Below are 20,234 nucleotides of genomic sequence, written 5' to 3'. Positions count from 1 at the left end.
CGGGGTCCTCTCGGGGTGTCCGGGTGTCGTGCGGGTTCGGGGTGGGTCAGCGCTGGGTCAGAGGTCGATCGTCGCGAGGTCCACGACCTCGTCGCCCCGCACGACGGCGGCGACGCGCCACCGGTCGAACGTCGTGCAGGGGTGGGAGATGCCGAAGCCGACGACGTCGCCCGGGCGGACCTGGGCGGTGGCGGGGCCGCCGACCTGCCCGGCGCCGGCCTCGTCCGCGTCCAGCGCGAGGTAGAGGTGCTGGTCGTTGAGCGCGGTGACACGGGTGCCGGCGAGCTCGCGGGGGGCGAGCCAGCCGTCCTCGGACTGCGAGCGCAGCCAGAGCGCGACGGGCAGGTCGATGTCGAACGAGACGTCGCGGCGCCCGATGCCGCAGACCGCGAGCCCGGGCTCCGGGACGGAGAGCACCTGGCCCCAGACGGTCGCGGCGGCGCGCAGCGGCTCCGCGCCGGGGATGCGGCTCCACGGGTCGGTGCGCGAGTAGAAGCCGTGGTCGTGCGTCACGTACGCGCCCGAGCGCACGACGACGCGGACCTCGACCTCGCGCCCGTCCGCGCCGGGGACGGGGCCGGGCAGCCCGGCGAGCACGACGTCGAGGAACGAGCTGCCGCCCGCCGACAGCACGAGCGGCTCGGCGACGCCCGCGAGACCTTCGCGCACGAACGCGGCGCCGAGCGCGCGCAGCCCGTCGCACCAGGCGCCGACGGCGGCGAGCTCGTCGTCGGTCGTGCCGCCCGCGACCGAGCCCTCGTACCCCGTCGCGCCGAGCAGGCGCAGGCCCGACGCGCGGACCGCGCGCGCGAGGTCGAGCGCCGCGGCGGTGCTGCGGACGCCGGTGCGCCCGCCGGGGACGCCGAGCTCGACGAGCACGCCGAGGCGCGCGCGGACGCCGGCCGGGGCGTCGGCGAACCCGCGGGCGAGCAGGTCGACCCCGTGCGGCGAGTCGACGCACAGCCACACCTCGTCGTCGCCGCCCGCGGCCTCGGCGCGCGCCAGGTCGTCGCGCAGCCACGCGATCTCGCGCGGGTCGAGCAGCTCGTTGGCGAGCAGCACGCGCGGCACGCCCCAGTCGCGCACCGTGCGCAGCTGGGACGGCGTCGCGACCGTCGCGCCCCACGCCCCGGCCGCGGCCTGGCGCGCGTAAAGCGCGCGCGACATCGTCGTCTTCACGTGCGGCGCGTGCTCGACCCCGCGCTCGGCGCACACGCGCGCGACGGTGCCGACGTTGTGGTCGAGCGCCGCGTCGTCGAGCGTGAGCAGCGGCCAGGAGAACGCGGCGTCGGTGACGCGCGGCGAGCCCGCGAGCACGTCCGCGACGGTGGTCCCGGCCGGGAGCCGCAGGCCCTTGGTCCGGGGCCCGACGACGTCGCGCGCCCAGGGGCGGTCGGGTGCGGGCCGCGCGGCGTCGTGCGTCGTGCCGGTCATGGGGTCCTCCTCGGGGACGGGGCTCTCGTGGACGGGTGCAGGGGGGAGGCTCACGCCGCCGGGGCGCCCGGGCGCAGCGGGCGGCCCGGGAGCGCGTCGGTGAGCGCGCCGTCGCGCAGGACGCGCACGCCCGCGACGAGCACGTCGTCCACGCCCGACGCCGGGCGGCGCGGGTCCTCGTACGTCGCCTCGTCGCGCACGCGGTCGGGGTCGACGAGCGCGAGGTCCGCGACCGCCCCCGGGACGACCGCGCCGCGCCCGGCGAGCCCGAAGCGCGCGGCGGGCCGCGCGGACAGGTGCGTGACGGCGTCGTGCCACGTCCAGTCCCCGAGCGTACGCACGTGCTCGGCGAGGAAGCGCGCGAACGCGCCCCAGCCACGCGGGTGGGGGCGGCCGCCGCCCCCGACCGGCGCGTAGATCGCGTCGGACCCGCCGACGTGCGCCCGGTGGCGCAGCAGGGCGCGGACGGACTCCGGGGAGTTCGTGGGCGGCTGGGCGAAGACGCACGACGCGCGCAGCCGCGTCGCGACGAGCAGCCGCACCGCGGTCTCGGCGGGGGACAGCCCCAGGCGCGCGGCGACGTCGGGCAACGTCATGCCCTCGGTCCACGACAGGTCCTCGACCGAGCCCGGCGCGGCCCCGGCGGCGGGGCCGGTCGGGACCGCCGCCATCGTCACGCGCGGCCACAGGTCGGCCAGGTGCGGGAAGTGCTCGCGGTGCAGGCGCTCGAGCACCGCAGGGTCGGCGAGCGCCGCGACGGTCGCGTCGACGTCCGCGATGGGGAGCCACGTCGGCAGCGACACCATCGACAGGATCGAGCAGCCGCGCAGGTACGGGTACGAGTCGAACGTGACGTCCAGGCCCGCGGCGTGCGCGTCGTCGACGTACCCCAGCAGCTCCGCGGCCGGGCCGTGGTAGTGCGAGACGTGGGTCGCGACCCCGGACGCGCGTGCGACGCGCACGAGCTCCGCGAACGCCGGGCCGGCCCGGTCCTCGTAGCCGCGCATGTGCGACACGTGCGGCACGCCGCGGGCCGCGAGCACGCGCGCGAGCGCGACGAGCTCGGCCTCGTCGGCGTACGTCGCGGGGACGTACTCCAGGCCGGTCGACAGGCCGAGCGCGCCGTCGTCGAGCGCCGAGGCGAGCAGCGCGAGCATCCGGTCCGTCTCGGCGGGCGTCGCGGGGCGCGCGGCGGCGCCGAGCACCGCGTAGCGGATCGTGCCGTGCGGGGCGAGGTAGCCCACGTTGACGCGGGTCGTGCCGTCGTACGTGGCGAGGAGGTCGGCGACGGACCCGCCCCGGAACGTCGGGTGCTCGCCGTTGATCGCCGCGAAGTACCCGCTCGCCCACGCGGCGGCGTCGTGCAGGCCCGACGCCGCGGGCCCGCCGTCGGCGCCCGGGCGCGGCGAGGGTGCGTAGGACACCCCGTCCTGCCCGACGACGACGCTCGTCACGCCCTGGCGCAGCATCGCGAGCTGCACGTCGTCGTCGAGCACGGCGGCCTCCCCGTGCACGTGCGCGTCGACGAACCCGGGCAGCAGGAGGCGGCCGTCCGCGTCCAGCACGTCGGCGTCCGCCGGAGCGGTCCCGGCCGCGGGCGCGACACCCTCGACCCGGCCCGCGCGCACGGTGACGTCGACGGGGGCGGAGGGGCCGCCGTCGGGCACGACGAGGCGCGCCCCGCGCACCACGAGGGCGCTCATGCCGGGCCGCCCGCGTCCTCGTCGCGACCTTCGACCCAGCCGCCGACGCCGCGCAGGCCACCCGCGGCGAGCTCCTCGGCGCGGTCGCGCGGCCAGCCCGCGACCCCGGGCCGGGTCTGCCACGGGTGCGGCCCGTCGAGCGGCCGGTACTCCACGCCGGCCGCGTCGAGGCGCGGCAGGTGGTGCGTGACGAGGCGCTCGTGGAACGCGCGCGCCGCGGGGGACCCGGGGGAGCGGTCGGCCTCGGGCGACCACATGACCTCGGCGAACGCCGCGAGGCGCGGGAACGCGGCGTAGTCGACGCGGCGCGCGGACTCGAGGTGCTCGGACCAGAGCTCCGCCTGCCCGCCGAGCAGCGCGCCCGGCGCGGGAGCGGTGGCGGGACCGGCCGCCGTGCCGTCCGCGGCACCCGCGAGCTCGGCCGGCAGGGGCTCGAACGCGTACACGTCGTCGAGCGTGGTGAGGAAACCGACCGGCACGGGCTCGTCCGGGGTGTCGCCGCCGCGGTGGTCGAGGTACACGACCTGCTCGGGCGCCATGACGACGTCGTGGCCCGCCGCGAGCGCGTCCGCGCCCACGGCCCAGCCGCGCCACGACGTCACGACGACGTCGCGCGGGAGCGCGGGGCCGAACGCCTCGTCCCACACGACCGCCCGCCGACCGCGGGACGCGACGTGCTCGGCGAGCCGCGCGAGGAACCAGCCGTGCAGCCCGCCGACGTCGTCGAGCCCGAGCGCCTGCGCGCGCGCGACGATCGCGGGGTTCTCGCGCCACAGCGTCGTGGGCACCTCGTCGCCGCCGATCGCGACGAACGGCGCGTCGAAGATCTCCAGCACCTCGTCGAGCACGTGCCGGAAGAAGGTCAGCGACTCCTCCGACGGGTCGAGCACCTCGGTGCTCACGCCCCACGTGGTGCGGACCTCGTGCGGCCGCTTGCGCGTGCCGAGCTCCGGGTACGCGGCGACGGCGGCCTCCACGTGCCCCGGCGCGTCGATCTCCGGGACCACGGTGACGCCGCGCTCGCGCGCGTGCGCGACGATCTCGCGCAGGTCGTCCTGCGTGTAGAAGCCGCCGTGCGGACGGCCGTCGGCGACGCCGGCGCGCCAGGTGCCGAGCCCGGACTCGCGCCGCCACGCGCCCACCTCGGTGAGCCGGGGGTAGCGCGCGATCTCGACGCGCCACCCCTGGTCGTCCGTGAGGTGGAGCTGGAGCACGTTGAGCCGGTGCGCGGCGGCGAGGTCGACGAACCGCAGGACGTCGGCCTTCGGCAGGAAGTGGCGCGCGACGTCGAGCAGCACCCCACGCCAAGCGAACCGCGGGTGGTCGGTGACCGCGACGTGGGGGAGCGCGAGCGTCGCGCGACCGCCCGCGCCCGTCACGGTGGGGGCGCGGCGGAACGCGGCGGGGCCGGCGAGCTGGCGCAGGGTCTGGGCCGCGCCCGTCACGGTGGGGGCGCGGCGGAACGCGGCGGGGCCGGCGAGCTGGCGCAGGGTCTGGGCCGCGGCGTGCGCGCCGTCGAGGTCGGCCGCACCGACCCGGACGCCGTCGTCGCCGACGACGAGGCGGTAGCCCGACGGCGGGAGGTCGTCGTCGACCGCGAAGACCACGGGCGGGGTGCCGTCGGCCGGCGCGGTGCCCGCCGGGGCGGGCACGAGGTCGAGGCCGAACGCGTCCTCGGTGACGCGCCGCCACCAGCGCGCCGCGGGGCGCAGGGCGGGGTCCGCGACGACGGACGTCCCGTCCGCGACGACGGTCGTCCCGGCGCCGGGCTCGAGCGTCACCGGGGCGGGGAGGATCCCGGCGGGGTCCGCCGTGGACGAGGTGGGCACCTTTTGGAAGGACACCGAACGAGCCTATCGGGCCCGCGCCGTGTGGTCCTACCAGGCTGTGGACGGACGGGCGGCGCTGCCGCAAACGTGCGTTGACCGCAGGGAGGATCACGCAAGCCGCTTGCAGCCGGACGTATAGTCGACGGCATGTCGAGACGTCTGGCGGAGGTCGCCACCAAGGTCGGTGTCAGCGAGGCCACCGTGAGCCGCGTGCTCAACGGGAAGCCCGGCGTCTCGCAGGCCACGCGGGACGCGGTTCTCACGGCGCTCGACGTGCTCGGCTACGAGCGGCCCACCAAGCTGCGCGGGGAGCGCGGCCGCCTCGTGGGGCTCGTGCTCCCGGAGCTCGTCAACCCCATCTTCCCGGCGTTCGCCGAGGTCATCGGGGGCGCGCTCGCGCAGCAGGGGTTCACCCCGGTGCTGTGCACGCGCACGGCGGGCGGCGTGACGGAGGCCGAGTACATCGACCTGCTCCTGGGGCAGCACGTGTCGGGCGTGATCTTCGCGGGCGGCTTCTACGCCGAGCGCCAGGCCGACCACGCGCACTTCCGCCGGCTCGAGAAGCTCGGCCTGCCCGTCGTGCTGATGAACGCGTCCGTCGAGGACCTCGACTTCCCGCGCGTCTCGTGCGACGACCTCGTCGCCATGAACCAGGCGCTCGGCCACGTGCTGTCCCTCGGCCACGAGAGGGTCGGCCTGCTCCTCGGCCCCGCCGACCACGTACCGTCCGAGCGCAAGCTCGCCGCCGCGCAGGCCTTCGCCGAGCGGCACGGCCACGCGCTGGACCCGGCGCTCGTCGTGCACAGCCAGTACTCGCTCGAGAGCGGTCAGGCCGCCGCGAACCGGCTCCTCGAGGCCGGCGCGACGGCGATCGTGTGCGCGAGCGACCCCCTCGCGCTCGGCGCGGTCCGCGCCGTCCGCCGCGCGGGGCTCGACGTGCCTGCCGACGTCTCCGTCGTCGGCTACGACGACTCGAACCTCATGAACTCGACGGACCCCGCGCTGACGACCGTGCGCCAGCCGATCGAGCCGATGGGCCGCGCGGCCGTCGACCTGCTCGCCGGCATGATCGCGGGCGCCGACGTCTCCCGCGACGAGCTGCTCTTCGAGCCGGAGCTCGTCGTGCGCGGCTCGACAGCCGCCGCGCGCACGACGGGTCGTGACGCGACGGTCGCCTGACCGCACCCCGTTCCTCCTGGGCCCCGGCCCGGCCGCCTCGTGCGCGCCGGACCGGGGCTCTCGTCGTCTGCCCTGGGGCGGGAGCCGCCCCGTCTCCGGCTGACGGGCGTCGCGGTCTGAACGAGCCGAGATAGCGTTTCGATAACGCTGCTGTCGGGTTCTTGCGCGGATGCTGTCGACTAGTTACTGTCATGCTCGACGGCGCGGTCGGCACCCGGTGCACGACGGCCGTCCCGGGACCATCCCGGACGGCATCGAACGCCGTGCGCCGACCTGACGGGGCGACCACCCCGACCACCCGGCCACGCACTCACGGAAGAGGACGCGGTGAGCAACAACCACCCCCGAGCCGCCGACGGCGCGCCCACCCCCGACGCGGCCCCCGCGGCGGCGGCACGGCCGGGGGCCTCGTCGCCCGACTGGTGGCGCAGCGCCGTGATCTACCAGGTGTACGTGCGCAGCTTCGCGGACGGGAACGGCGACGGGACGGGCGACCTCGCGGGCGTGCGCCAGCGCCTCGGCTACCTGCGCGACCTCGGCGTCGACGCGATCTGGTTCACCCCCTGGTACGTGTCCCCGCTCGCGGACGGCGGCTACGACGTCGCCGACTACCGCGCGATCGACCCGCAGTTCGGCACGCTCGCCGAGGCCGAGCAGCTCATCGCCGAGGCCCGCGCGCTCGGCATCCGCACGATCGTCGACGTCGTCCCGAACCACGTCTCGTCCGAGCACGAGTGGTTCCGCGCGGCCCTCGCGGCCGGCCCCGGGTCGCCCGAGCGCGAGCGCTTCTGGTTCCACCCGGGCCGGGGCGAGGACGGCTCGCAGGTCCCGACGCACTGGGTCTCGGAGTTCCAGGGCGGCACGTGGACGCGCACGACGAACCCCGACGGCACGCCCGGCGAGTGGTACCTCCACGTGTTCGCGCCCGAGCAGCCCGACCTCAACTGGGACCACCCCGACGTGCGCCGCGAGCACGAGGACATCCTGCGGTTCTGGTTCGACCGCGGCGCCGCGGGCATCCGCATCGACTCGGCGGCGCAGCTCGTCAAGGACCCGGCGCTGCCCGAGGTCCCGGACCACCCCGGCCCGGGCGAGCACCCGCACGTCGACCGCGACGAGCTCCACGACATCTACCGCGGGTGGCGCGCTGTCGCCGACGCGTACGACGAGCCGCGCGTGCTCGTGGGCGAGGTCTGGCTCGCGGACCGGGAGCGGTTCGCCCGGTACCTGCGCCCGGACGAGATGCACACGGCGTTCAACTTCGACTTCATGGCCCGCCCGTGGGACGCGAAGGCGCTGCGCGAGTCGGTCCAGACCACGCTCGACGCGCACGCGCCGGTCGCCGCCCCCGCGACCTGGGTCCTGTCCAACCACGACGTGACCCGACCCGTGACGCGCTACGGGCGCGAGGACAGCTCGTTCGCGTTCGCCACCAAGCGGTTCGGCACGCCGACGGACCTCGCGACCGGGCGGCGTCGGGCCCGCGCGGCCGCGCTGCTCTCCGCCGCGCTGCCCGGCTCGCTGTACCTCTACCAGGGCGACGAGCTCGGGCTGCCCGAGGTGGAGGACCTCCCGCTCGACGCGATCCAGGACCCGATGCACGCGCGGTCCGGCGGCGTCGACCCGGGCCGCGACGGCTGCCGCGTCCCGCTCCCGTGGACGCGTGGCGGCACGAGCCACGGCTTCGGGCCCGACGGCGGGGCGCCGCCCTGGCTGCCCCAGCCGCACGGCTGGGGCGAGCTCTCCGTCGAGGCGCAGACCGGCGACGAGACCTCGGTGCTCACGCTCTACCGGCGCGTCCTCGCGACCCGCCGGGCCGAGCCCGCGCTCCGGGCCGGCGGGTTCCGCTGGCTCGACTCGCTCGGCGGGGTCGTGCTCGGCGACGACGTGCTCGCCTTCGTCCGCGAGGCCCCCCGCGACGGCGACGGACGCGCGGTCGCGTGCGTCGTCAACCTCGGGCCCGACGACGTCCCGCTCCCCGCGGACGCCGAGGTCCTCCTGCGCAGCGACGCGCCCGGGAGCGCGCCCCGCGCGAGCGACGCGCCGGGCGCGGCGCGCCTGCCCACCGACACCGCCGTCTGGCTCCGGGCCTGACCGCGGCGACCGCCACGAGAACCCGGGCCGCGGGGCCCCGGCCCCCGACCCGCACCCGCTACCCAGCACCCCGTAACCCACCCAGCACCACCGGAACCCAGGAGCGACGATGAAGTCCACACGTCAGGCGACCGCCCTCACCCTCGCGGGGGCGCTCGCGTTCAGCACGCTCGCCGCGTGCTCGAGCGGCGGCTCGGGCAGCGACGACGAGAGCAGCGGCTCGGGCGGCGACGGGAAGGTCACCCTCAAGGTGGTGTCCCTCCTGCCGGGCTCCGAGCAGGAGGCGATCGACGCCTTCAACGCGCAGGTCGAGGAGTTCGAGGCCGCGAACCCGGACATCGACGTGCAGCCGGAGGAGTACGAGTGGAAGGCGACGACGTTCGCCCCGCAGCTCGCCGGCGGCACGCTGCCCGACGTCTTCGAGATCCCCTTCACCGACGCCAAGACGCTCGTCGAGAACGGTCAGCTCGCCGACCTCGACGAGCAGTTCCGGACCCTGCCGTACGCCGACAAGTTCAACCCGGCGATCCTCGAGGCCGGGACGGGCTCCGACGGCCACGTCTATGCGATCCCCGCGAAGAACGTGTACGGCGTGGGCCTGCACTACAACCGGGAGCTGTTCGAGTCCGCCGGCCTCGACCCCGACCAGCCGCCGACCACGTGGGACGAGGTCCGCGAGGACGCGAAGAAGATCGCGGACGCCAACCCGGGCGTCGCGGGCTACATGCAGATGTCGCAGAACAACACGGGCGGCTGGCAGCTCACGGTCAACACGTTCGCGCGCGGCGGTCGGACGCAGGAGGTCGCCGACGACGGCACCGCCACCTCGACGCTCACGAACGACGGCACCAAGGAAGCGCTCGAGTGGCTCCAGGCCATGCGCTGGGAGGACAACTCCCTCGGGAGCAACTTCCTCCTCGACTGGGGGACCATGAACCAGGCGTTCGCCGCGGGCCAGGTCGCCATGTACACGTCGGGCTCGGACGTCTTCACGTCGCTCGTCCAGACGAACGCGATCGACCCTGCCACCTACGGCCTCGCGGCGCTCCCGCTCGAGGGCGACGACGCGGGCGTCCTCACCGGCGGCACGCTCGCCGCGATGCCGGCGGACGTGGACGAGGCGAAGAAGGAGGCCGCGATCAAGTGGATCGACTTCTTCTACCTCGGCAAGCTCGTCGACGAGAAGCGCGCCGTCGCCGACGCCGAGACGCTCGTCGCGAACGACCAGCCCGTCGGCACCCCGGTCCTGCCGATGTTCTCCCCGGAGCAGTACCAGCAGAACCAGGAGTGGATCAAGGACTACATCAACGTCCCGCTCGACCAGATGACGAGCTACACGGACACGATGTTCGACCTGCCGCTCGTGGGTGAGCCGTCGCAGAAGACGCAGGAGATCTACGCCCTGCTCGACCCCGTCGTCCAGGCCGTCCTCACCGACGAGAGCGCCGACGTGGACGCGCTGCTGGAGCAGGCGAACACCGAGGCGCAGGCCCTGCTCGACCAGGGCTGACGCCCGTCGGGGCGGGCGGGCACACCGTCCGCGCGTCCCGGCTCGCAGACCCGGGTCGGCCGGCGGCGCCCCCCGCCGGCCGATCCGTACCCCGCCGGTGCCCGACGGCGCGACGCACCTCGCGTCGTCGGGCACCTCCCACCGCACCGAAGGACGTCCGCCCGTGACCGCCACCACCGCCCCGCCGCGACGGGGACCCGCCTCGCACGCGCGGGCCGACCGCGGCGGCCGACGCCGCAGCCCCGTGACGTGGTTCCGCGGCGGCGGCCTGAGCAACCTCGTGTTCCTGCTCCCGCTGATCCTCATCTTCGGCGTCTTCTCGTGGTTCCCGATCGTGCGCGCGGTGATCATGAGCTTCCAGGAGACGAACCTCGTGAGCGACCCGACGTTCGTCGGGCTCGACAACTTCCGCCAGGTGCTCAGCGACCCGCTCCTGGGCAAGGCCGTGAAGAACACGCTCTACTTCGCGTTCCTCGCGCTGCTGTTCGGCTACCCGATCCCGCTCGTCGCCGCGGTGCTCATGCGCGAGGTCCGCCGGGCGCGCGGGCTGTACTCCGCGCTCGCGTACCTGCCGGTCGTCGTGCCGCCGGTCGTCGCGGTGCTGCTGTGGAAGTTCTTCTACAACGGCAGCCCGACGGGCGTGTTCAACACGATCCTCGGCTGGGTCGGGCTCGGCCCGTACCCGTGGCTCCAGGACGCCTCGACCGCGATGCCCTCGCTCGTGCTCGCGGCCACGTGGGCCGGCGCGGGCGGGACGATCATCATCTACCTCGCGGCGCTCACGAGCGTGCCGCCCGAGCTCTACGACGCGTCCGAGGTCGACGGCGCCGGGCTGTGGCGCAAGATCTGGCACGTCACGCTGCCCGCGCTGCGCGGCGTCCTGTTCATCACCCTGATCCTCCAGGTGATCGGCACGGCGCAGGTCTTCCTCGAGCCCTACCTCTTCACCGGCGGCGGGCCGAACAACGCGACCCTGACGATCCTGCTGCTCATCTACCGCTACGCCTTCCAGAACAGCCTGGGCGGCGACTACGGGGCCGCGACCGCGCTGTCGATCATGCTCGCCGCCGTCCTCGCCGTCTTCTCGGTCCTCTACTTCCGGCTCACCCGGTCCTGGAGCACGTCATGACCCTCTCGCCCACCGACAACCCGAGCGAGATCGGCGTCGTCTCGCAGGACTCCGCGGCGGCGACGGACGCCGCCGACGACCCGGCGGGCACCGCTCGCCGCGCCGCGGAGGCGAGCCGCACCCGTCGTGAGGCGGACCGCCGACGGCTGCGCGCGCGCCGCCGCAAGGCGCTCGACGGCGTCGAGGACCGCGGCGCGCTCTCCGAGGCGGACTGGCGCCGCCCGTCCGTGCGGTGGGGGATGGGCACGACTCACGTCCTGCTGCTCGTGGTCCTCGTCGTCGCGGGCCTCGGCCCGATGCTGCTGCTCGCGAAGTACGCCGTCACCCCGACGCAGGACATCCTCCGCACGCCGATGGCCGTCTTCCCGAACGGCATCGCGTGGGACAACCTCGACAAGGCGTGGAACGACGTCCAGGTCAGCCGGTACTTCCTCAACACGATCTGGCTCGCGGTCGGGTCGTGGGCGTCGCAGATCCTCGTCGCGACGACGGGCGGCTACGCGCTGTCCGTGCTGCGCCCGCGGTACGGGAAGGTCGTGCAGGCGCTCGTGCTGTCGACGATGTTCGTGCCCGCGATCGTCCTGCTCGTCCCGCTGTACCTGACGATCCTCGACCCGCCGCTGCTGGGGCGCTCGCTCATCAACAGCTTCTGGGCCGTGTGGCTGCCCGCAGGCGCGAGCGCGTTCAACGTGCTGCTCGTCCAGCGGTTCTTCGACAGCCTCCCTCGCGAGGTGTTCGAGGCCGCGCGCATGGACGGCGCCGGGCCGTACCGGCTGTTCTGGTCGGTCGTGCTGCCGATGTCGCGCCCGATCGTCGGCGTCGTCTCGGTGTTCGCGGTCATCGCGGCCTGGAAGGACTTCCTCTGGCCGCTGCTCGTCCTCAAGGACCCGGCGATCCAGCCGCTGTCCGTGCGCCTGCCGTCCATCGAGGCGTCGACCGACCTTGGCGTCTTCCTCGCCGCGCTCGCGATCTCGACCCTCATCCCCGTCGGCCTGTTCCTCGTCTTCCAGCGCATGTTCCTCCAGGGCGCCGGCCTCGGAGGAGCGGTCAAGGGCTGACCCCAGCGCTCGGCCCCCCACCCCCTCTCCGCACCCCCCTTCTCCGCCCCCACCCCTCCGTCGAACACGGGGTCGGCGACCGGAATCGTCTCGATCCGGTCGCCGACCCCGTGCTCGGCGGCGCCAGGCCCGTGGACGGCGGCGCGGGGCCGGGCGGCTCCCCGGGGCTCAGCCGCGACCGCGGGGCTGCAGCGCGCGCAGGACGGCGTCGTGGACGTCGGTGTTGCGCTGCGCGCCCGCGAGGCGTGCGGCGCCCGGGCCCTGCGCGGTGATCGGCGTCGCCTCGCCCGTGTGGCCGCCCGTCGTCCAGTCGACCGTGAGCTGCAGGTCGGAGCCCGCGAGGTCGAACGGGCCGTCCTCGGCCGTCGCGCCCTCGCCGCCCTCGTCCGCGGAATCGACGTTCTCGATGGCGAGCCCGCCCGTCGCGTGGTCGCCCACGACCAGCACGAGCGTGTCCCGGTTCCGCTTCTGGAACTCCAGCGCCAGCGCGACGGTCTCGTCGAGCGCCTGCCCGGCCTGGATCGTGCGCGTCGCGTTGGAGCGGTGCGCGAACTCGTCCACGCCCTCCTCCTCGACGAGCAGGAAGAACCCGTCGCGGTCGCGCGACAGCACGTCGAGCGCCTTGGCCGTCATGTCGACGAGCGGCACCTCCGGCTCGTACAGGTCGCCCTCGCCCTCGTTGCGCTGCTCGAACATCTCCTCGTTCGCGAACAGGCCGAGCAGCTTGCGCCCGCGCGCGTCCGCGAGCCCCTCGGCGTCGCTCACGTACGTGTAGCCGAGGTCCTGCGCGCGCTCGACCAGGTTCCCCTTCGTCCCCTTGCTCTGCTCGGTCGGGTCCTTCGCGGGGTTGTCCTCCCACGCGCCGGGGTCGCCCGCCGGGTACCACCAGTCCTCGCCGCCGCCGAGGACGACGTCGGGCCGCGAGCCCTCCAGGAGCTGGCGCGCGATCTCGCTCTGGTCGCCGCGGTCGGGCACGTGCGCGCCGAACGCCGCGGGCGTCGCGTCGGTGACCTGCGCCGTCGTGACGAGCCCGGTGGCCTTGCCCGCGCCCCGGGCCGCCTCGAGGAGCGTCGGGACCGGGTTGCCGTCGACGTCGACGCCCACCGCCCCGTTGTACGTCCGGACCCCGGACGCGAACGCCGTGGCGCCCGCCGCGGAGTCCGTGACGGCCTCCTCGGGGTCGGCCGAGTCCGTCGTGGTCCACCCGGCGTGCTCGAGCGAGTCCATCGCGAGCTGCCCGTCCTTGCCGACCGTCGCGAGCCGGATGAGCTCGCGGTGCGAGAGCCCGAGCCCGTCGCCCTGGATGAAGATGACGTTGCGGGCGCGGTCGTTCCCGTGGCCCTGGCCGCCGCCGCGGTCGCCGCCCCGGTCGTCGCCGCGCTCGCCTCCGCCGCCGAGCGGCAGGAGCATCACGAGCGCCGCGGCGGCCGCGACCCCCGTCGTCCCCGCGCTGAACCGTCCTCGTCGTGCCTGCATGAGACTCCCCTTTCCCACCGGCGCCGGCTCCGGTGCCGGCACGGCCGCCGCGGACGGGTCGCCGTCGTCGCGGGGCACGCCCGACGGCGTCGGTGCCGTCGGGACGCTCCCCACGCTAGGCAGGGGCGGGGGACTGGCAAGCCGGGCCGGGGTGCGGGGCGGTCACCAGCGGTTGTGGACCTCCTCGGCCCAGCCGACGAGCCCGTCGAACCGCACCGGCGCGGGCGGGGTACCGCCCGCTCCCGGCGCGGCCGGCGGGGTGAACGTGCCCGACCAGTGCCCGAAGCACTGGTCGGTCGACGACGAGACGACGCCGAGGTGCGTGCGCGTGACCTTGGTGTGGAAGGGCACGAACGTCGCGTCCAGGCCGCCGCCGCTGACGCGCCACGGCCGGTCCGGGTCGGCGAGGTCGTAGTCCCACACGAGCTCGTCGGGGAGGTGGTGGAGGCGCCCGTCGACGAGGACCGCGTTCTCGGTCGAGCCCGTGCCGACCGTCCAGCGGCCGCCCACCTGGATCCCGACGACCCGGCCGTGGCTCTCGCCCGAGCCCGCGCCCCAGTTCCACCGGACGTCGTACGGCCAGCGGCCGCGCCCGTGGTCGAGCACGGCCCACGACGACCCGGCCGGCACGTCGACCGTCCGGCCGTCGACCCACAGCGTTCCGTGCGCCGGGCGGGCCACGTCCTTGACCGTGTACTGGAACCGCGTGTCGCTCCACGGGACCACCACCGCGAGCCGCTCGTGACCCGGCGGCAGCGTGGCGACGACGTCGAACGAGACGTCGCGCGTGCGCGCCCGCAGGCGCGTGCCGCCGTCGACCTCGTCGAGGTCGATCGCGAGGTTCCTCGCCCGGGCGCGCGCCGGGCCGTCGCCCAGCGTGCCGGGGAGCTCGACGCCGCGCGCCGGCACCACGGTCGCGCCGGCACCCCACGTCCGGCCCGACTCCCGGTCCAGGACCCACACCTCGTGCACCGCGGCGTAGTCGATCGAGGAGACGGTGAGGGCGAGGACGTGCGTCGGGGTGGTCACGCCCCAGTACTCCCAGCGCTTGTTCCGGCCGAACCGGCGCGGGCCGCCCGCGCCGCGCCGCCCGATCGCGTCGGTGTCGACGAGAGGCCGGCGGGCCCAGCCGACGGCCCGGCGGTCGAGGCGGCCGTCGGGGCGCGTGAGCGGCACGCGCTCGGTGATCTCCGGGAGCGGCACGGCTCCACCTCCACGTGGTCGGCTCGGGCGGCTCGTGCGCGGGCGTCGGTGCCCACGGCGCGGCCCGAGGGACGAGCGGCCCGAGTCTAGGGTGCGACCGGCCACGCGAGGGACGAGGTGACACTCTGTCCCGTCAATGTCACGTCCGAGGTGCCCGCTTCCGGACGAACGGGCTCAGGAGCGGGTGCCATGATCGGGAGCATGCCCCCGTTCTCCCCCCAGGACGTCACTGCCGACACGGGCCGGGCCGCTGAGCCCGTCGAGCCCGCCGCCACCCCCGCGAGCGCCGTCGACCCCGGCCCTGCGCCCGACCTGCGCCCGTACGACGCGCTGCTGCTGTACTCGTTCGGCGGGCCCAACAAGCCCGAGGACGTCGTGCCGTTCCTGCGCAACGTCACCGCGGGCAAGGGCATCCCGGACTCGCGCCTCGAGGAGGTCGGCGAGCACTACTACGGCTTCGGCGGCAAGAGCCCTATCAACGAGCAGAACCTCGCGCTCAAGGCGGCGATCGAGGCCGAGCTCGCGCGCCGCGGCGTCGAGCTGCCCGTCGTGTGGGGCAACCGCAACTGGGAGCCGTACACGACCGACGCGATCGACGAGCTCGAGGCGCTGGGCGCGAAGAACGCCGTCGCGCTCGTGACGTCCGCGTACTCGTCGTACTCGGGCTGCCGCCAGTACCGCGAGGACCTCGCGGTCGTCCTCGACGGGCGCGGCCAGCTCGGTCCCGACGGCTCGACGGGCGTGCAGTTCGACAAGGTGCGCTCGTACTTCAACCACCCGGGCTTCGCGCAGGCGAACGTCGACGCGGTGCTCGACGGCTACGCGGCGCTCGCGGACAAGGGCGGCGACGGCGCTGCCGCGCGGCTCGTGTTCGTCACGCACTCCATCCCGGACACGATGGAGGCGGCGTCGCGCATCTCGTTCGCGACGTACTCCGAGCAGCACCTCGACCTCGCGCGCGTCATCGCCGCGGAGGTCTCGGCGCGCCTGGGCCACGACGTCGCGTGGGACCTCGCGTACTGCTCGCGGTCCGGCCCGCCGAGCCAGCCGTGGCTCGAGCCCGACGTGAACGACCACCTGGAGGCCCTCGCGCAGGACGGCGTCCGCGACGTCGTGCTGTCGCCGATCGGCTTCGTCTCCGACCACATGGAGGTCGCGTACGACCTCGACACCGAGGCGATGGAGACGGCGACGGAGCTCGGGATGACCGCGGTCCGCGCGGGCACCGTGAGCACGCGCGAGCCGTTCGTGCGCGGTCTCGTCGACCTGCTCGTCGAGCGCGCGGCGCTCGCGCGCGGCGAGGAAGTCGAGCAGGCCACGGTCGGCGCGCTGCCCGCGTTCCGCTCGGTGTGCGCGCCGGGCTGCTGCCTGCGCCGCGACGGCGAGCCGAGCGGCGTCCCGGCGCTGTGCAGCACGGACATCCACAGCTGAACCCCGGCGGACACCCCCGCACGGACCCGAGAGGAACCCCGATGAACGACGCCGCGCGCGTACCCGCGGACCACGAGCAGATCAACACCACCATCCGCTACGCGATGTGGTCCGTCTTCGCGACGGCGGCGCCCCTGCCCGCCGACGCGGACGAGCGCGCGGGCCTCGTGGCCGACGCGCTGGCCGCCGTCGGCGGCGGTGACGACCCGTCCGCGACGGACGGCGACCTCGTCGTGCGCGGCTGGTACGACGTCGCGGGCCTGCGCTCGGACGCCGACCTCATGGTGTGGTGGCACGGCCCGACGGTCGAGTCGGTGCAGCGTGCCTACCAGCACCTGCGCGCGAGCGGCCTGGGCGCGCACCTCGAGCCCGTGTGGTCGAACGTGGCGCTGCACCGTCCGGCGGAGTTCAACCGGGGGCACGTGCCCGCGTTCCTCGCGGGCGAGGAGCCGCGCGACTACCTGTCGGTCTACCCGTTCGTGCGCTCGTACGACTGGTACCTCCTGCCCGACGCCGAGCGCCGCACCATGCTGCGCGACCACGGCCTCGCGGCGAAGGACTACCCGGACGTGCGGGCCAACACGGTCGCGTCGTTCGCGCTCGGCGACTACGAGTGGATCCTCGCGTTCGAGGCCGACGAGCTGCACCGCATCGTCGACCTCATGCGCGAGCTGCGCGCGACCGAGGCGCGCCGCCACGTGCGCGAGGAGGTCCCGTTCTTCACGGGCCCGCGCACGACGCTCGCCGACTGGGCGGACCGCCAGCCCCTGGCCTGAGCCCCGCCCCTCGCTCCCGCCCGCCCGGCTCGCCCACCCGGCTCCGCCCAGGCCCGCGGCCGAGAACGACCCTGGTGTCGATATCCCCGCGATATCGACACCAGGGTCGTTCTCGGCGGCGAGCGGCGTCGTTCTCGGCGGCCGGGGAGCGGCGGGGCGCTCCGAGATGCTCAGCATGCTGAGTGATGTCAGGCTGGAGGCATGACCACCGCAGCCGCCGTCCCCGCGGGAAGCGTGCGCGCCCCCGCCCCCTCCGACCGGGTTCGTCAGGTCGTCGTCCTCGTGGGCTCGCTCGTCGCCGCCGGTGCCGCGGCGTACGGCGCGGGCGCCTTCGGCGGCACGTCCGTCGAGCAGACCGCCGGGGGTGCGTTGTCCTCGACCGCGACGCCCGTCGCGCCGGACAACCCGGCGTTCCGCATCTGGTCGGTGATCTACCTCGGGCTCTTCGTGTTCGCCGTCTACCAGGTGCTGCCTCGGCACGCCGCGAGCCCGCGCCTGCGCGCGACCGCGTGGTGGGTCCTCGTGTCCATGGTCCTCAACGCCGCGTGGATCGGCGTCGTGCAGGCCGGGTGGGTCCCGCTGAGCGTCGTCGTCATCGCGGCGCTGCTCGCCGTCAACGCGGTGGTCGTCGTGCGGCTCGTGCGCCGTCGGCCCGAGTCGACGGCGCAGGCCGTCGTGCTCGACGGGACGATGGGCCTGTACACCGGGTGGGTGAGCGTCGCGACGCTCGCGAACGTCGCCGCGGCGCTCACGGACGCGGGCGTCGGCGAGCTCGGCCTCGGCGCGACGGGCTGGTCCGTCGTGCTCGTGGTGCTCGCCGCGGCGCTGTCCGTCGCGTGGGCGGCGTTCGCCGCCGGGCGCCGCGCGGTCGCCCTCGGCATCGGCCTCGCGATGTCGTGGGGCCTCGCGTGGATCGCCGTCGGACGGTTCCAGGGCGAGCTCCTCGACACCACCGTCGCCTGGGCCGCCGTCGGAGCATCCGCGATCGCGCTGACAGCGGCGCTCCTGGCGGCAACCCGCCCCGCACGCCCCTGAGCACCCGCCGAGCACGGGACCCGCGACCGGATCGAGCCCAGGACGGTCGCGGACCCCGTGCTCGGCGGGGCGGAGCGTCGTCCGTCAGGGGTAGAGGCCGCGGATCTGGTGCGCCTCCGCCACGCGCTGGACGCCGATGACGAGCGCCGCGTCGCGCAGGCTCAGGTCCTCGCGGCGCGCGAGCGCGGCGACCTCCTCGTACGCGTGCAGCATGCGGTGCTCGAGCTTGTCGCCGATCTCCTCCGCGGTCCACCAGTACGCCTGGTTCGCCTGGACCCACTCGAAGTAGGAGACGACGACGCCGCCCGCGTTCGCGAGCACGTCCGGCACCACGGTCACGCCGTTCTTCGCGAGCACGCGGTCGCCCTCGGCGGTCGTCGGGCCGTTGGCGCCCTCGACGACCCAGCGCGCGCGCACGGTCCGGGCGGTGTCGCCGTCGAGCACGCCCTCGACCGCGGCCGGCACGAGCACGTCGACGTCGAGCGCGAGCAGCGCGTCGTTGTCCACCGGGTCGGCCCGGTCGAAGCCCACGACGCTGCCGGACGCGGCGACGTGCTCGACCAGCGCCCGCACGTCGAGCCCGTCCGGGGCGTGCACCCCGCCGTACTGGTCGGACACCGCCACGACGCGGGCACCGCGGGCCGCGAAGATCGCGGCCGCGTGCGACCCGACCTTGCCGAAGCCCTGGATGGCGACGCGCACGTCGGACAGCGGCACGCCCGCCTCCTCGAGCGCCGCGGCGGTGACGTGCACGACCCCGGCGCTCGTCGCCGTCGTCCGACCGAGCGACCCGCCCACGGTGATGGGCTTGCCGGTCACGACCGCCGGGATCGTGTAGCCCTGGTTGACGGAGTAGGTGTCCATGACCCAGGCCATGGTCCGCTCGCTCGTGCCCATGTCGGGCGCCATGATGTCCCGCTCGGGCCCGATGACCGGCATGATCTCCGACGTGTAGCGGCGCGTCACGCGCTCGAGCTCCGCGTCGGAGTAGGAGCGCGGGTCGATCGCGACGCCGCCCTTCGCGCCGCCGTACGGCAGGTCCACGAGGGCGCACTTCCACGTCATCCACATGGCGAGCGCGCGGACCTCGTCGATGTCGACGCTCGGCGCGTACCGCAGGCCGCCCTTGCCCGGACCGCGCGACACGTTGTGCTGCACGCGGTAGCCGTGGAACAGGACGGTGCGGCCGTCGTCGCGCCGCAGCGGCACGGCCACGTTCACCTCGCGGCGCGGGGTCGCGAGCATCTCGTGCAGGCCGTCGTCGTAGCCGAGGAAGCGGACCGCGCCGGCGAGCTGCGCGTGCGCGGTGTCGAGCGCGGACGCCGGGGCGCCGGCGTCGGGGGAGCGGCGCGTGCCGCGGGGGAGATCGGTGCTGTCGGTGGGGGTGGGGCCGTCGCTCGTGGTGGCGGGCGGCACGGACGTCGTCGTCACGGTTCCTCCGGTTCGAGGTTCTCCTCGGTGCCGCGGGGGTGTGCGGCACCGAGGGTCACGCTACCCCCGGCGCGGTCGCTCGCCCCTCACGCGCCCCGGCGGTGCCCGAGGGCGTCGACCGCCGCGAGCTCGTCGGCGGTGAGGGAGAACCCGGTGACCCGGAAGTTCGCCTCGATGCGCTCCGGCGTCACGGACTTCGGGATGACGACGAACCCGTGGTCGAGGTGCCAGCGCAGCACGACCTGCGCGGGGGTGACGCCGTGCGCCGCCGCGACCTCCGCCAGGACCGGCGCGTCGAGGTCGGTGCGCTTGAACGGGCTGTACCCCTCGAGCACGACGCCGCGCTGCGCGAGCTCGTGCACGACCCGGTGGTCGTAGTCGGCCGGGCTCCACGGGATCTGGTCGACGGCGGGCGTCTCGCCGACCTGCTCGGACAGCACGTCGACCTGCTCGACGGAGTAGTTGCTCACCCCGATCGAACGCACCTTGCCCTCGTCGCGCAGCTCGACGAACCGCTCCCACACCCACGGCGACGCCTCGCCCGCCGGCGGCCAGTGGATGAGCCACAGGTCGACGTGGTCCGTGCCGAGGTCGCGCAGCGACGCTCCGAGCGTCTCGCGCTCGCGGCCCGCGGCGTCCGGCGGGAGCTTGGTCGTGACGAACACGTCGGCGCGGTCGACGGACGAGTCGGCGAGCGCGCGCCCCACCTGCGCCTCGTTGCCGTAGCCCGTCGCGGTGTCGACGTGCCGGTAGCCCACGTCGAGCGCGTGGCGCACGGCGCGGTAGGCGTCGTCGCCCTCGGACTGCCAGGTGCCGAGGCCGAGCAGGGGCATCGTGCCGCCGGGCAGCTCGACCGCGGGGACGGGGGCAAGGTCTGCGGAGGTCATGCCGTCAGTCTCCGTGCCCGACGCCGTCTCTCGCCACCGCGGGCGCCCTCGCCGTCGAG

15 protein-coding genes are annotated in these 20,234 nt (G+C 75.1%); 8 read left to right on the top strand and 7 right to left on the bottom strand.

The annotated features are described in order from the left end of the window. Nucleotides 1-57: 57 nt before the first annotated feature. From E1O70_RS13405 to E1O70_RS13395, 3 genes are read right to left on the bottom strand one after another with little or no spacing between them, the layout of a single operon-like run. On the bottom strand, nucleotides 58-1,434 hold the full coding sequence (locus tag E1O70_RS13405; protein ID WP_082774378.1) for an alanine racemase: 1,377 nt from the start codon (nucleotides 1,432-1,434) through the stop codon (nucleotides 58-60). 50 nt (nucleotides 1,435-1,484) lie between these two features. After that, a complete protein-coding gene (locus E1O70_RS13400) occupies nucleotides 1,485-3,137 on the bottom strand; it encodes an N-acyl-D-amino-acid deacylase family protein (RefSeq protein WP_061267460.1) in 1,653 nt (550 codons plus the stop codon). After that, nucleotides 3,134-4,981, bottom strand: coding sequence for a beta-N-acetylhexosaminidase (locus tag E1O70_RS13395; protein ID WP_240696700.1), 1,848 nt, complete (start codon nucleotides 4,979-4,981; stop codon nucleotides 3,134-3,136). Before E1O70_RS13395 ends, E1O70_RS13400 begins: the two co-directional genes overlap by 4 nt. Nucleotides 4,982-5,113: 132 nt before the next feature. Between E1O70_RS13395 and E1O70_RS13390 the strand changes: the two genes are divergently transcribed. The 5 genes from E1O70_RS13390 (at nucleotide 5,114) to E1O70_RS13370 (ending at nucleotide 11,936) form a co-directional block, all read left to right on the top strand. Then, complete coding sequence (locus tag E1O70_RS13390) at nucleotides 5,114-6,145, top strand: LacI family DNA-binding transcriptional regulator (RefSeq protein ID WP_043658239.1); 1,032 nt, start codon at nucleotides 5,114-5,116, stop codon at nucleotides 6,143-6,145. 327 nt (nucleotides 6,146-6,472) lie between these two features. Further along, nucleotides 6,473-8,239, top strand: coding sequence for a glycoside hydrolase family 13 protein (locus tag E1O70_RS13385; protein ID WP_082774379.1), 1,767 nt, complete (start codon nucleotides 6,473-6,475; stop codon nucleotides 8,237-8,239). Nucleotides 8,240-8,348: 109 nt separating this feature from the next. After that, nucleotides 8,349-9,749 carry an ABC transporter substrate-binding protein gene (locus tag E1O70_RS13380; RefSeq protein ID WP_061267465.1) on the top strand — a complete coding sequence of 467 codons (1,401 nt, stop codon included), beginning with the start codon at nucleotides 8,349-8,351 and terminating at the stop codon, nucleotides 9,747-9,749. Between the two features lie 163 nt (nucleotides 9,750-9,912). Next, complete coding sequence (locus E1O70_RS13375) at nucleotides 9,913-10,878, top strand: carbohydrate ABC transporter permease (protein ID WP_082774394.1); 966 nt, start codon at nucleotides 9,913-9,915, stop codon at nucleotides 10,876-10,878. Further along, a complete protein-coding gene (locus tag E1O70_RS13370) occupies nucleotides 10,875-11,936 on the top strand; it encodes a carbohydrate ABC transporter permease (RefSeq protein WP_081599886.1) in 1,062 nt (353 codons plus the stop codon). Before E1O70_RS13375 ends, E1O70_RS13370 begins: the two co-directional genes overlap by 4 nt. Before the next feature lie 168 nt (nucleotides 11,937-12,104). Here the strand turns inward: E1O70_RS13370 and E1O70_RS13365 are convergent, their stop codons facing one another. Together E1O70_RS13365 and E1O70_RS13360 are read right to left on the bottom strand one after the other, a co-directional pair. After that, complete coding sequence (locus E1O70_RS13365) at nucleotides 12,105-13,412, bottom strand: alkaline phosphatase (RefSeq protein WP_240696699.1); 1,308 nt, start codon at nucleotides 13,410-13,412, stop codon at nucleotides 12,105-12,107. A gap of 162 nt (nucleotides 13,413-13,574) precedes the next feature. Further along, nucleotides 13,575-14,615, bottom strand: a complete 1,041-nt coding sequence (locus E1O70_RS13360) for a DUF2804 domain-containing protein (protein WP_061267466.1) — start codon at nucleotides 14,613-14,615, stop codon at nucleotides 13,575-13,577. A 201-nt stretch (nucleotides 14,616-14,816) separates the two neighbouring features. Between E1O70_RS13360 and E1O70_RS13355 the strand changes: the two genes are divergently transcribed. From E1O70_RS13355 to E1O70_RS13345, 3 genes are all read left to right on the top strand, one after another. Next, on the top strand, nucleotides 14,817-16,046 hold the full coding sequence (locus E1O70_RS13355) for a ferrochelatase (protein ID WP_128957443.1): 1,230 nt from the start codon (nucleotides 14,817-14,819) through the stop codon (nucleotides 16,044-16,046). Between the two features lie 41 nt (nucleotides 16,047-16,087). Next, on the top strand, nucleotides 16,088-16,822 hold the full coding sequence (gene hemQ / locus E1O70_RS13350; protein WP_061267467.1) for a hydrogen peroxide-dependent heme synthase: 735 nt from the start codon (nucleotides 16,088-16,090) through the stop codon (nucleotides 16,820-16,822). A 201-nt stretch (nucleotides 16,823-17,023) separates the two neighbouring features. Then, a complete protein-coding gene (locus E1O70_RS13345; RefSeq protein WP_061267468.1) occupies nucleotides 17,024-17,857 on the top strand; it encodes a tryptophan-rich sensory protein in 834 nt (277 codons plus the stop codon). 84 nt (nucleotides 17,858-17,941) lie between these two features. Here the strand turns inward: E1O70_RS13345 and E1O70_RS13340 are convergent, their stop codons facing one another. Then, entirely contained in the window at nucleotides 17,942-19,288 is a 1,347-nt protein-coding gene (locus E1O70_RS13340; protein ID WP_240696698.1) for a Glu/Leu/Phe/Val family dehydrogenase, read from the bottom strand. Between the two features lie 86 nt (nucleotides 19,289-19,374). Beyond that, nucleotides 19,375-20,175: an aldo/keto reductase gene (locus E1O70_RS13335; protein ID WP_061267469.1), complete on the bottom strand. Its 801-nt coding sequence runs from the start codon at nucleotides 20,173-20,175 to the stop codon at nucleotides 19,375-19,377. Between the last annotated feature and the right edge of the window lie 59 nt (nucleotides 20,176-20,234).

Origin of the sequence: Cellulosimicrobium funkei (genome assembly GCF_004519295.1) — a bacterium.
Classification (GTDB): domain Bacteria; phylum Actinomycetota; class Actinomycetes; order Actinomycetales; family Cellulomonadaceae; genus Cellulosimicrobium; species Cellulosimicrobium funkei.
The sequence above is the reverse complement of the archived record's forward strand: the minus strand, read 5'-3'. Positions and strand labels throughout refer to the sequence as shown.